At 57.6% G+C, this 13,371-nt stretch carries 11 protein-coding genes; 9 read left to right on the top strand and 2 right to left on the bottom strand.

Annotation, left to right across the window (positions count from 1 at the left end; translation table 11 throughout):
• Positions 1–43: 43 nt before the first annotated feature.
• The 8 genes from trmD to ELY38_RS03385 all read left to right on the top strand — a co-directional run bounded on the left by trmD (position 44) and on the right by ELY38_RS03385 (position 8,410).
• Complete coding sequence (gene trmD, locus ELY38_RS03420; RefSeq protein WP_127060151.1) at positions 44–805, top strand: tRNA (guanosine(37)-N1)-methyltransferase TrmD; 762 nt, start codon at positions 44–46, stop codon at positions 803–805.
• A gap of 153 nt (positions 806–958) precedes the next feature.
• Positions 959–1,315: a 50S ribosomal protein L19 gene (gene rplS, locus ELY38_RS03415; protein WP_127060090.1), complete on the top strand. Its 357-nt coding sequence runs from the start codon at positions 959–961 to the stop codon at positions 1,313–1,315.
• A 116-nt stretch (positions 1,316–1,431) separates the two neighbouring features.
• Positions 1,432–2,313, top strand: coding sequence for a site-specific tyrosine recombinase XerD (gene xerD / locus ELY38_RS03410; protein ID WP_127060089.1), 882 nt, complete (start codon positions 1,432–1,434; stop codon positions 2,311–2,313).
• Complete coding sequence (locus ELY38_RS03405; RefSeq protein ID WP_127060088.1) at positions 2,288–3,079, top strand: DsbC family protein; 792 nt, start codon at positions 2,288–2,290, stop codon at positions 3,077–3,079. The genes xerD and ELY38_RS03405 overlap by 26 nt, the downstream gene beginning before the upstream one ends.
• A gap of 140 nt (positions 3,080–3,219) precedes the next feature.
• On the top strand, positions 3,220–4,536 hold the full coding sequence (locus ELY38_RS03400; protein ID WP_127060087.1) for a homoserine dehydrogenase: 1,317 nt from the start codon (positions 3,220–3,222) through the stop codon (positions 4,534–4,536).
• 6 nt (positions 4,537–4,542) lie between these two features.
• Entirely contained in the window at positions 4,543–5,931 is a 1,389-nt protein-coding gene (thrC, locus tag ELY38_RS03395; RefSeq protein ID WP_127060086.1) for a threonine synthase, read from the top strand.
• A gap of 15 nt (positions 5,932–5,946) precedes the next feature.
• On the top strand, positions 5,947–7,749 hold the full coding sequence (locus ELY38_RS03390; RefSeq protein ID WP_246009054.1) for a single-stranded-DNA-specific exonuclease RecJ: 1,803 nt from the start codon (positions 5,947–5,949) through the stop codon (positions 7,747–7,749).
• 43 nt (positions 7,750–7,792) lie between these two features.
• The gene (locus tag ELY38_RS03385) at positions 7,793–8,410 is read left to right on the top strand and encodes a YitT family protein (RefSeq protein ID WP_127060085.1); all 618 of its coding nucleotides are present in this window, start codon (positions 7,793–7,795) and stop codon (positions 8,408–8,410) included.
• A 73-nt stretch (positions 8,411–8,483) separates the two neighbouring features.
• Here the strand turns inward: ELY38_RS03385 and ELY38_RS03380 are convergent, their stop codons facing one another.
• Complete coding sequence (locus ELY38_RS03380; protein ID WP_127060084.1) at positions 8,484–11,036, bottom strand: heavy metal translocating P-type ATPase; 2,553 nt, start codon at positions 11,034–11,036, stop codon at positions 8,484–8,486.
• Positions 11,033–11,461 (bottom strand): MerR family transcriptional regulator, encoded by a 429-nt coding sequence (locus ELY38_RS03375; RefSeq protein ID WP_126950777.1) that lies wholly within the window; start codon positions 11,459–11,461, stop codon positions 11,033–11,035. The genes ELY38_RS03380 and ELY38_RS03375 overlap by 4 nt, the downstream gene beginning before the upstream one ends.
• Positions 11,462–11,775: 314 nt before the next feature.
• Between ELY38_RS03375 and ELY38_RS03370 the strand changes: the two genes are divergently transcribed.
• Complete coding sequence (locus ELY38_RS03370) at positions 11,776–13,128, top strand: OmpP1/FadL family transporter (protein ID WP_127060083.1); 1,353 nt, start codon at positions 11,776–11,778, stop codon at positions 13,126–13,128.
• Positions 13,129–13,371: the final 243 nt, after the last annotated feature.

Below are 13,371 nucleotides of genomic sequence, written 5' to 3'. Positions count from 1 at the left end.
CGCGCAAGCAGCGGGAACTGGCAATAACATGGAAACGCCCGCAATGTGGATTGGTGTGGTTTCGTTGTTTCCCGAGATGTTCGATGCCTTGACGCAACAAGGCGTAGTGGGTCGGGCGATAGAGAAACAGCGCATTTCACTGGAGTTCTGGAATCCGCGGGATTATGCCACTGACCGTCATCGCAGCGTGGATGACCGCCCTTACGGTGGTGGCCCTGGCATGTTGATGAAAGTCGATACGCTACGTAGCGCTATCCACGATGCCCGAGAACGGGCGCATCAAGCAACCGGCCAAGTGCCTACAGTGATCTATCTTTCGCCTCAGGGGCGCAAGCTTGATCAAAAAGGTGCTCAGGCGTTAGCGGCTGCTGGCCCCCTTGTGGTGGTGGCAGGGCGCTATGAAGGTATTGATGAGCGTGTGGTGGAAAGTGACATCGATGAAGAATGGTCAATTGGTGACTATGTGCTGAGCGGCGGTGAGCTGCCTGCCATGGTGCTGATTGATGCGGCGGCAAGGTTGGTCCCCGGCGTATTGGGGCATCAGGACTCCGCTGTCGAAGACTCGTTTAACGACGGTCTGCTGGACTGCCCGCACTATACCCGTCCTGAAGTGATTGACGGTAAAAGCGTGCCGGATGTGCTGCTAAGCGGTAATCATGCAGCTATCAAGCGCTGGCGGTTAAAGCAGTCGTTAGGCCGTACATGGCAGCGCCGCCCCGACCTGCTGGAAGGGCGCGAGCTTAATGCCGAGCAGCAGCAGCTGCTGAACGAGTTTATCGAGGAACACGCTCTGTCCGCCAGGTAGTTCAGAGCGGCGGTGCAGGACGCAAAGGGCCTTTCCCCTACGTACCTGCGTCACCCATAACGACTCCCGCGAAGCTCGTTTCGAGCGCCGGGATCACGGTTTGCCCCTTCCACAACTGCGTGGCAAGCCATTACGTTATTTAGGAGTATGAAGATGAGCAGCAAGAACAAGGTGATCCAGGCGATCGAAAACGAGCAGATGGGTAAAGAGATCCCTTCTTTCGCTCCCGGCGACACCATCGTCGTTCAGGTTAAAGTTAAGGAAGGCACCCGCGAGCGTCTGCAGGCATTCGAAGGTGTGGTTATCGGTAAGCGTAACCGTGGCCTGAACTCCGCATTCACCGTACGTAAAATTTCTCACGGTGTTGGCGTTGAGCGTACTTTCCAGACCTACAGCCCGCTGGTTGACTCTATTGAAGTCAAGCGTCGTGGTGACGTGCGTCAAGCCAAGCTGTACTACCTGCGTGAGCGTAGCGGTAAGTCAGCGCGTATCAAGGAAAAGCTGGCTTAAACGCCGTTTTTCTCGGGCGTGCGTTATTGACCGCGCCCTGGATACCAGACCCCGTCACCGCTTTGCGGGGCGGGGTTTTGTTTATATACGCCTATTACCTCAGAGACTGTTAGCGTATGAGCGTCATTGATGCCTTCTTGGATGCCCTATGGTTGGAGCAGGGTGCAAGCGACCATACGTTAGCGGCCTATCGGCATGATTTGACGGCCTGGCAGCAGCACTTGGCGCTGCAGGAGGAAGACCTGCTCTCTCCTGCGCCTGAGCGGCTTGCCTTGTGGTTTGAGGCGCGACGCGAGCAAGGCTATCAACTACGCAGTAACGCCCGGCTGTTATCGACGCTGCGCAGCTTTTATCGTTGGGCACGCCTGCAGGGCCACGTGATAAGCGACCCGCTCGCCGAGGTTAAACTGCCGCGAGTGGTGCCGGGTTTGCCCAATACGCTGGACGAAGCGGAAGTCGAGCGCCTGCTGATGGCGCCGGATACTGCCACGCCGTTGGGTGCGCGCGATCGCACCATGCTGGAGCTGCTTTACGCCTGCGGGTTGCGCGTGTCGGAACTTGTTTCACTCACCGGCGATGCGGTGAATCTGCGCCAAAACGTGGTACGTGTACGCGGCAAAGGCGATAAAGACCGCCTGGTGCCCATGGGGGAGGAAGCAGCGGATTGGCTTGCGCACTATATGAAAACGGCCAGGCCTGCACTCATGAGCGACCCAACAAAGCCCGCGCTGTTTCCGGGCCGCAGTGATAAAGCCATGACCCGGCAAACCTTCTGGCATCGTATAAAAGCCCATGCCATCACCGCAGGAATTTCACGTCCGCTGTCGCCACACACATTACGGCATGCATTTGCGACACATTTATTGAATCATGGGGCCAATTTACGGGTCGTACAGCTGCTGTTAGGTCATAGCGATTTATCGACGACTCAAATTTATACGCATGTTGCCCAAGCGCGCTTGGAAAACCTGCATGCCGAACATCATCCGCGAGGTTGAAGAAAGAATGCGCCAACGTATGGTTACCCCCTCTTTACGCTCTGCTTTATTCACGCTCGCCATGGCAAGTGTTCTACCTGTCGCCGCGCACGCCGATGCCACGGCCGACCAGCTGCGCGAATCGCTCCAGGTTAACGGCCAGCCAATGCCTGTCGAGCAAGTGGACGCTACACCGATGGACGGTATTTATCACGTGCGCCTGGAAAGCGGCGAATCGTTCTATTCCAATGCCGATGGCAGCCATTTCCTGGTCGGCGATCTTTTCGAGAATACTGCGACCGGCTTGATCAATTTAACCGAGCAGGCCAAAAACCAGGAGCGTGTCGCCGCGCTTGCCGCCATTCCAGAGTCCGAGCGCATTGTCTACCGAGGTGTGGATGAGCCAAAAGCTACCGTGGTGGTATTTACCGATCCCACCTGCCCATACTGTGAGCGGCTTCATGAGGCCGTGCCCGAGCTTAACGAGCGTGGGATTGCGGTGCATTACCTAGCCTTCCCGCGGGCGGGTATGAATAGCGATGCGGCGAAATCAATGCAGCAGGCGTGGTGTTCCGATAATCGCAGCGAAGCCATGACCCGTGCTCAGCAGCGCCAGGCGCTATCCGGCCCTTCGGATTGCGATAATCCGGTCGCCGAGCAGTATAATCTGGGCATGGAGCTGGGGGTTCAGGGGACGCCCGCGATTATTCTACCCGATGGCCAGCTGGTGCCGGGCTATGTACCGCCAGAAAGGCTCGCCGCCATGTTAGGCTTGGGTGACGCATAAGTACGACTGATTAGTCATGAGCTAATCAGGTACGATGCAATCAGGTACCACCCATAGAAGCGCCGTTAAGTAACGGTGACGCTGAGACACTGAATTTAAGACCGGGCGCGGCAAGCGCCCACCACGAAAGGGGATGTATTTTGAAACCGGTAAGAGTAGGCATTTGTGGGCTAGGCACGGTTGGCGGTGGCACATTTAATGTATTAACACGCAACGCTGACGATATTGCACGCCGTGCGGGCCGTCCTATTGTGATTGAGCAAGTCGCTCACCGTAGCATTCACCCCGACTGCGATATTACCGGTATTAATGCCACCACCGACATGTTCGAGGTGGCCACCAACCCTAACATTGATGTGCTGATCGAGTTGATTGGCGGCTACGATATGGCCCGTGAGCTGGTACTCACCGCGATTGCCAATGGCAAGCATGTGGTTACCGCCAACAAGGCGCTGATTGCGGTACACGGCAATGAAATCTTCAAGGCGGCCCATGAGAAGGGCGTTATCGTTGCCTTTGAAGCCGCTGTTGCTGGTGGTATCCCGGTCATCAAGTCACTGCGTGAAGGCTTGGGCGCCAACCGTATCGAGTGGGTAGCCGGCATCATCAACGGCACCGGCAACTATATCTTGACCCATATGCGCGACGAAGGCCGGGCTTTTGAAGATGTGCTTGCCGAAGCGCAAGCGTTGGGTTATGCCGAAGCCGACCCCACGTTTGACGTGGAAGGCATCGATGCCGCGCACAAGCTGACCATTCTGGCCTCGATTGCCTACGGCGTGCCGCTGCAATTTGAAAAAGCCTTCACCGAAGGCATTTCACGAATTACCGCTGAAGACGTTGAACAGGCCGATAACCTGGGCTACGTCATCAAGCATCTAGGTATTTCCAAGCGTACCGACCAAGGGCTTGAGCTGCGTGTTCATCCCACGCTGATTCCCAAGGAGCGCTTGCTTGCCAACGTGCACGGCGTGAAAAACGCCATTGCCGTCATGGGTGATGCAGTAGGCCCCACGCTTTACTACGGCGCAGGAGCCGGTGCTGAGCCGACGGCTTCAGCCGTGGTTGCTGACGTGCTGGACGTGGCTCGTGACATCACCACCGACCACCATTACCGCGTGCCTTACCTGGCGTTCAGCGGCATTGATGAAGATGTCAGCCAGCTGCCGATCATGCCCATGGAAGATATCACTACGGCCTACTACCTGCGTCTTCTAGCCGTGGATCGCCCCGGCGTACTGGCGCGTGTGGCGACCATCCTTGCCGAGCAGAGCATTTCCATTGAAGCGCTGATCCAAAAAGAGGCAACCGAAGGCGAGCTGGTACCGATCATCCTGCTGACTCACCGCACCAAAGAGAAGCAGATGAACGAAGCCATTCGCGAAATCGAAGCCATGGCTGATATCGCAGGTCCCGTCACGCGCATTCGCGTGGAAAGCCTGAGCGAAGGGGAGTAAGTCGATATGCGCTATATCAGCACGCGTGGGCAAGCGCCCGCGCTCTCTTTTGAAGAAGTAGTGTTGACGGGCATGGCCAGCGACGGCGGCCTTTACGTGCCCGAGCAGATACCTACGCTTTCCAAGGAAGCCCTGGCCGATATGGCCGGGCTCTCCTATGCCGAAATTGCCTTTCGGGTGATGAAGCCGTTTGTGAACGGCGAGATCGACGACGACACTTTCCGCGCCATCGTGACCGACGCGTACGCCACCTTCACCCACGATGCGGTGGTGCCGCTCAAGCAGCTGGATGCCAATCATTTCCTGCTTGAGCAGTTTCATGGCCCGACGCTTGCGTTTAAAGACGTGGCGTTACAACTTTTAGGCCGCCTGCTTGATCATTTCCTGAAAAAACGCAACGAGCGCGCGGTGATCATGGGCGCGACCTCCGGCGACACTGGCTCGGCGGCGATTGAAGGCTGCCGCCACTGCGATAACCTGGATATCTTCATTCTGCATCCGCATAAGCGGGTATCCGAAGTGCAGCGTCGCCAGATGACCTCGGTATTAGCAGATAACGTCTTCAATATTGCCATCGAGGGGAACTTCGACGACGCCCAGGCGATGGTCAAGGCAAGCTTTGCCAATCAGAGCTTCCTGAGCGGCACGCGCCTGGTCGCCGTCAATTCGATCAATTGGGCACGCATCATGGCCCAGATTGTCTATTACGTGGCATCAGGCGTGGCGCTGGGCGCCCCCCATCGCGAGGTCAGCTTCTGCGTTCCGTCGGCCAACTTTGGCAACGTCTTTGCAGGCTATATGGCCTACAAGATGGGCCTGCCGGTGAAGCAATTCATTATTGCCACCAACGCCAACGATATTCTCCACCGGACGCTGGCCGCCAACGACTTCTCCAAGAAGGAGCTTGAGGCAACGCTCGCGCCCTCCATGGATATCGTGGTGTCGTCGAACTTCGAGCGCCTGCTGTTTGATGCTTATGAGCGTGACGGAGCCGCCGTGGCGGCGTTGCTGGAGCGTTTTCAGCAAGAACCCACGGCCCTTGCCGATGCTCCGCTTGCCAAGCTGCGCGAGAAGTTCTCAAGCTTTAGTGTGGACGATGCGACCATCTTGGAAGTCATCCGCGAAGCGCACCATCGTACTGGCGAAATGCTCGACCCGCATACCGCAACCGGTTATCGGGCAGCCGAGCGCGCCCGCATGGATCAGACCACGCCGATGATTACGCTTGCCACTGCGCACCCCGCCAAGTTTGCCGAGGCCGTGGTGAAGGCGGGCTTCCAAGGCGTACCATTGCCTACCCATATGGATGACCTGCTGGAGCGTGAGGAACGCTACACGGTGCTGCCCGCTGAGTTGAGCGCCGTTCAGCAGTTTGTTGCGGATAACCGTCGTTAACGCAGGATAACCGCTTTGCCAGATGTTTCTCAGCACGTTAAGCCTCAGCATACAACGCAGCTGAAGCTAGAGCCTCGTCCAGTGGACGAGGCTGTTTATACCCGTGCCCAGGCAGAAGGTTTAAGCGAGCTTCAGGCGCGCCTTCTGGCCTCACGGCTGCCTGGGTATCAGGGCGAGCTTGCTCCGCTGGTAACGCCCAGCCTGCGCTATCTGGCGCACCCGGAAAGGCTTGCCGATGGGCGACGTGCTGCCGAGCGTATCGCTCAGGCGGTCGCCGAAGGGGAATCCATCGGAATCCTGACCGATTACGATGTGGACGGCATTACCTCCCACGTAGTGATCCGGCGAACCCTGGTGGAGCTGTTTGGCGTTCCTGAACATAAACTACATAGTCTGATTGGCCACCGTATTCACGATGGCTACGGCATCAGTCTGCCTTTGGTTGAGCGCACGCTGTCGCTCAAGCCGCTGCCTACGCTGGTGATTACCGCCGACTGCGGCAGTTCTGATGAGCCGCGTATCGCACGCTTGAAAGCCGCGGGTATTGATGTGGTGGTCAGTGATCACCACGCGCTGCCCCAGGAAGGCCCACCCGCTTCGGCATACGCCTGTGTGAACCCCACGCGTGATGACTGCGCCTATCCGGATAAAACCATTGCCGGGTGTATGGTCGCCTGGCTTTTGATGTCGCTGGCGCGTGGCGTATTGGTGGAATGGGGCGTGTTGCCGGGGGCGACGCCTAAGCTTTCCCCTTGGCTCTCCTATGTGGCGCTGGGCACTGTGGCGGATTGCGTGTCACTGGGTGGCAGCCCGGCTAACCGCGCCGTGGTGAGCTACGGGCTGGCCCTGATCAATCGTATGGATGCCGCCTGTTGGCGCGCCATGGCTGCACGTCTGGGCGCCGATAGCGTGCCGTTCAATGCTGAAACCCTGGCTTTTCAGATGGGGCCACGGATTAACGCCCGCTCGCGGCTGGATGACCCTTACGCCGCATTGCATTTCATGCTGGCCGAGAGTGACGCCGTCGCCAACCGGCAGTTGGAAGTGCTCGATCAGGATAACCAGTCGCGCAAGGCGATCGAGGCCGATATGGCTGAAGAGGCGCGCACACTGGCGGCCAGTGCGCTAATGGCCGATGAGCCGGCCGTGGTGGTGTTACTGGAAGATGGTCATCCTGGCGTTCAGGGTATCGTGGCGTCCCGGTTGGTTCAGGCTTACGGCAGGCCAGCGCTGGTGCTGACCCGGGCTGCCGCCCCCAACATGTTGACCGGCTCTGGGCGCTCAATCGACGGGCTGCATATGCGCGATGCGCTGCAGCGTACTTTTGAGCTGGCACCTGAGGCGCTGCCGCGCTTTGGCGGGCACAGCGGAGCAGCGGGGGTGGGTGTTCCCCGCGCGCAACTGGATGCCTTCAAGCAGGCCTTTCTTACGGCTGTGACCGAGCAGTTGGAAGGGCGGGCGCTCTATCCCCGCCTCTGGACAGACGGCGAGCTCTCCACCGCGCAGCTTTCATTGGCCACGCTTGAAGAGATCGACGCGCTTGGCCCCTATGGCCGCGAGTTTGACGCTCCGCTATTTGAAGGGCGCTTTATCGTCGAAGCGCTGCGCCCGGTAGGGGCCGATGGCGCGCACTTGATGCTGGAACTCTCCATGGGCGCCATCACCTGCAAGGCGATCTGGTTTCGTGCCCTGACACCGGGCGAGCTGCCTGCGTTCACCATCGGCGATACGCTGCACTGCGCTTACAAGCTCAACCGCAACCGCTGGCGAGGTCGCGAGTCTCTGCAACTGATGGTGGAGCACGCCCGCGTCGTTTAACTTCGGTTCTCTCTCATCTAATAACTCGAATAAGGACGTTTGGATGCACGTGGAAGATCTCCCTAAGGACCCGCACCGCCCTTATGAAGATGTGATGGCGATGCTGCTGGGCACGTTCTTTGTGGCCCTGGGCGTCACCTTTTACACCCAGGCAGTGCTGATGACGGGCAGCACCGCCGGGCTGGCGCTCTTGCTTAATTACGTCACACAGTGGGGGTTCGGGTTCTGGTTTTTTGCCATCAATCTGCCGTTTTACTACTTGGCGATCAAGCGCATGGGGTGGAGCTTTACACTGCGCACCTTTATCGCCATTGGCATGGTGTCACTGTTTTCTGAATTGACCCAGGGCTGGGTGCAGTTTGAAAGCGTGCCGTCTTTGTATGCGGCGCTTATGGGTGGGGCGCTGATGGGGATTGGCATGCTGATGCTGTTTCGCCATCGCACAAGCCTTGGCGGCATCAATATTCTGGCGCTTTACCTGCAGGAGCGCCATGGCGTCAGGGCTGGCTACGTGCAGTTGGGCATTGATGGGCTGATCCTGCTGCTTGCGCTCACCCAGCTACCGCTGGACCGTGTTGGCTACTCGGTGCTGGGCGCGCTCACGCTCAATCTGATTATTGCCCTGAATCATAAGCCAGGGCGGTATATCGGGGTCAGTTAATATCGTCAGCCCAACCAGAACCACCAGACGATCACAGCAATCAGTCCCAAGCCTAGCAAATTAACCAGTAAGCTCATGAGGCCTCCTGTTGGGCGGGCTTCCAGAACCGCAGGCGGTTGGCATTGCTGACCACGGTGATGGAGGAAAGTGACATGGCGACCCCGGCGATAATCGGTGAAAGTAGCATGCCGGTCATTGGATATAGAAGCCCAGCGGCGATAGGGATACCCAGCACGTTATAGCCAAAAGCGCCGACCAGGTTCTGCTTGATATTGGCAAGCGTCGCTCGGCTGATTTCAATCGCTGAGGCCACACCGTGAAGCGAGCCGCGCATCAGCGTCATGCCCGCGCTCTCGATGGCAATATCGGTTCCTTGACCAATGGCAAAGCCGACATTGGCCTGGGCCAGAGCGGGGGCATCGTTGATGCCATCGCCCACCATGCCAACCATTTCGCCGGCCTGCTGCAAGCGCTTGATTTCAGCGTGTTTATCACTTGGTGTCAGGCCCGCCTGGAACGTCGTGATGCCTACCTCATGGGCAATCGCCGCGGCGGTGCGCGGGTTATCACCGGTTAGCATGATCACCTTCAGGCCATCCTGCTTGAGGCGCTTGACCGCCGCGGCGGCGTCAGCGCGCAACGGGTCGCTAATACCGAAAAGAGCCGTCAAGCGGCCATCCACGGCCAGGTACACCAGGGTCCGGGCCTGCTCCTCCAGCGCCTGTGTCTGTTCTTTACCTGCCTTGAGATCCACACCTGCGTCTTCAAGCAGGCGCGCATTGCCCAACAATAGCGCTCTACCGTCGCGGGTTTCGGCTTTCACGCCGCCGCCCGTCACGCTTTCGAACTTCTTAATCTCGACAGGCACGGCACCTTGCTCTTCTGCGTAAGCCATCAGGGCTGTCGCCAACGGGTGCTCAGAGCCGCGTTCCAGTGCGTGAATCAAACCCAACACAGTGGCTTGATTCTCACCGAATATCTGCGCATTGGTGACGCTGGGTTTACCTTCGGTGAGCGTGCCGGTTTTATCGACTACCAGTGTCGTTAGCTTGCTTGCGGTTTGCAGCGCCTCGCCGTTTCTGACCAGTACGCCGTGCTGCGCCGCCTTGCCCACGCCAATCATGGTGGAAATCGGCGTGGCAAGGCCCAGCGCACAGGGGCAGGCGATGATCAGTACGGTCGTCGCGGCGACCAGCATATGAATAACCCGTGGCTCAGGGCCTACGTTGAACCATACAAGCGCCGCCAGAACGGCAATGATCATCACCGAGGGCACAAATATGCTGGACACCTTATCCGCTAGCTCGCCGATGGGCGGGCGTGAATTCTGGGCGCTGGCGACCTGTTCGGTGATTTGCCCAAGCCGGGTGTCGCGGCCTACCCGCGTGGCGCGGTAAACAAGCCCGCCTTTGCCATTCACGGTGCCAGCGCTGACGTCGTCACCTATTTGCTTGCGCACTGCCAGCGGCTCGCCGGTCAGCATGGATTCATCAATATGGCTCTGACCTTCGGTCACTTTACCGTCAACCGGCAGGCGCTCGCCGGGGCGCACGCGGATATGGTCGCCTTCACGCACCGCGTCCACGTCGATTTCCTGCTCCTGGCCATCACGAATCACCCGCGCCGTGCGGCCTTGCAGGTCAAGCAGGCGTTTTAACGCACTACTGGTACGTCCCCGGGCGCGAAGCTCCATGGCATTACCCAGCAGGATAAGCCCAATCACCATGGCCGAGGCTTCAAAATAGATACCCTGGGCCGCCTCTGGCAGCCAGGGAGCAAACAGCACGACCGCCATGGAGTAGAGCCAGGCAGTGCCCGTGCCCATCGCGACCAGCGTATCCATATTGGCCTGGTGACGCTTGAGGTTCTTCCAGGCATTGACGAAGAAGTGGCGGCCCGGGAATGCCAATATACCAAGTGTCAGCAGACCAATCGCCAGCCAGTAAACGCGGCCGGCACCCATGGGATGAGGGTGATAGACAAACATGCTGAGCATTAACGGAACGGCGAGTGCTAGAGAAACGGCACTGCCCCTTAGCCGCTGCCGGTAGGTCAGGGCATCCTGCTCGGCACGAACACGCTCGGCTTCGCGCATATCCACAATCGGCTCGGCGGTATAACCAGCGCTGGCCACAGCCTCGATAAGCGCTTGCTGTTTGGCACTGCCCATTACCTGGGCGGTATGAGTGGCGAAGTTGACGCTGGCTGCTTCTACGCCTTGGGTATGTGCCAAGGCGTTTTGCACGCTTTTGACACAGCTGGCGCAGGTCATACCGCTAATGGACAGACGCACGGAAGGTTGGCGAGGTGTAGAGGAAGGTGAATGGTTGGTGCTTGCATCTGTGCCGTTGAAGACCGAAGTGCTAGCTGGCGCCTCGGGTTCAGGCGCCGAGGCGACAGAGGGCTCATTACTTGACGGATAACCCGCTTTGGCAAGCGCGGTATCCAGTACGTCATCCTCAAGCCAAGTAGTAACTGCTAAATGCTTCTCAGCCGGCGTGCCCACCACCTCGGCGGCGGGGTCTTCGGTTTGGATAGCCTCACGCATACGCTTGACGCACCCCTGGCAGCTCATGCCGGGAACGGTGCGTGAAACAGCGCGTCGCGAATCGCGGGTGATATTCATAAGGCCTCCTGAGGAGATGACTCATCGGGAAAACTTTCGATAAGACGGCACAGGCTATGTCCGTCCGGCGTACCGTCCGGCATGTGCTGCCAACTCTCCAGCGCCTGCTCCATGCGCTGGGCCAGGGCCTCAAGCTCGGCAATACGCGCGCGAATTTGCGGCAGGCGGGTGGCCAGTAAGTCGCGCACCAGCGGACAGGGCGAATCACCCTGGTCGGCGTGCAGAAGAATGTCGTGTATCTCGGCCACGCTAAACCCCAGCTTGCGCGCCCGCTGAATAAAGTGCAGGCGCTCAAGGTCGGTGCTTGAAAAAAGCTGATAGCCGTTATCCGGGTGGCGCCGGGGGGAAAGTAAACCTTCACGGGTGTAGTGACGGACTGTCTCTGCCGTTACACCGCCGCGCTTGGCAAGCTCGCTGACTTTCATCACGCTCTTCCTGTCGCCGGAGATGAGTGTAAGTGTAAAACCTGTGGGTTACACACAGGTCAAGGAGAAGGTTTAAAGAAGCGCTAAAAAAGACTTAAAACGACTAAAACAACGATTTAAAACGATCGTGCGACTAATGTATAAGCGGAAAACAAAATAAAACGCTCGTTTGGCCCTTGAACCCAAGGTCACTTTAGGCCAAAACTGAGAAGCAAGAACGCCGTATAAAAAGCCTAGATACAAAAACTAGATACAAAAGAACTAGCGCAAGCGGATGCGCCAATCCGCAGGATCAATGGGACAAGAGGCTAACCATGAATAATAAATTCAATAAGCTCACGCTAGCAGCTGCGGTGTCGGCTGCTGTCTTCGCAAGCCAAGTGCACGCTGGCGGTTACCAAATTAACGAACAGAGTGTTAGCGGCCAAGGCTACAGCCATGCCGGGCGTAGCTCTAACGTACACGATGCCACCATTGTTTACGGTAACCCGGCAGGTATGTCGTTTCTTGATCGCGCGCAGATAACCGTGGGTGGTACTTATCTAAACGTCAATTCTGATATAGATAACACTTCAGCTAGTCGTTCTTTGCAAACGCCAGCAGGCTCATTGCCGCTGGGCTCGGTAGCCGGAAGCAACGATGGCGATATGGTGCCAGGCACGCTGGTGCCTTTTGCCTTTTACGCGCAGCCGGTCAACGAGCAGCTAGCCTTCGGTTTTGGTGTATATGCGCCTTTTGGCTCAAAAACCGAGTATGAAGGCGATTTCCAGGGACGTAACCAGGGCAACTATACCGAAGTCAAGGTGATGACCGCTCAGCCAACCGTTTCCTATCGCTTTAACGAGCAGTGGGGTGTGGGTGTAGGCGTTACGTATAACCGCGTAGAGGGGGAGTTGCGCCGCCAAGTGCCTGTTGCTGTTGGGCAAGCGCCTAACGGGGCGCCTATTATTACTGAGGTAGACTCACGCGTTGAAGGTGATGATGAGGCGTGGGGCTATAACCTGGGGGTGATCTATCAGCCGGCACCGGAAACCACATTTGGCTTAACATATCGTTCAAAAGTTGATTTTAATCTTGAAGGTAACTTCTCTGCCAGCTCTCCAGTGCTTGATCAACTAGGTATTGGTACCGTGACTGATACCGCTGCATTGGATTTGACCACGCCTGAAACGGTCAACCTCTCGCTGACCCAGCAAATGAGCGATAACCTCAAGCTTATGTTTGGCGCTTCTTGGGTGCGCTGGAGCGAATTCGATCAGATTCTGGTCACAGGCGCCGAGCGTGGCGAGATCACCAATGAGCAGCAGAAATACTCCAACGCCTGGGCATTCTCAACCGGCGGTGAATATCAGCTGACGCCCCAGCTTGCCCTGCGTGCCGGGGTGGCGCTTGATTTCACCCCAACGCAGGATGCAACGCGCAGCGTGCGGATTCCGTCGGATGATAGGCGCATTTTCTCAATTGGTGCAGGCTGGAGTCCGACGCCAGATCTAACACTTGATTTCGCTTACTCATACCTCACTGAGCGCTCAACCCAGGTAGATCAAACCAAAACAGATAGCTTTACTGTGGCGGGACAACAAACGCCCCCTATTACATCTAACTACTCAGCTGATTATAAAAACGAAGCCCACGGCTTTGGGGCCCAGCTAACCTATCGTTTTTAAACCTGTACTCCCAAGAACAGTGCCCCGTCAGGTTTCTTAAGAGTTAATAGGAGGCTTCCCTTAAACCCGGCGAATGCCGGGTTTAATCATGAGCGCGGATAAGTCGAGTGGATGCGAGAAGCGCTAGGTTTCGTTACAATACGTTCTCAGAATTTCGCCGCTGCAGTGCCGGCTTGGAATCGCCAAGCTGTGTCGCTTCAGCGGCGCGTCTTTCTTTTGAACCGTGCGGCACTGACCAAGGCT

This window comes from Vreelandella nanhaiensis (assembly GCF_003990185.1).
In the GTDB taxonomy this organism is placed as follows: Bacteria; Pseudomonadota; Gammaproteobacteria; order Pseudomonadales; family Halomonadaceae; genus Vreelandella; species Vreelandella nanhaiensis.
Note: the sequence above shows the minus strand (reverse complement) of the source record. Positions and strands in the feature narration are given on the sequence as shown.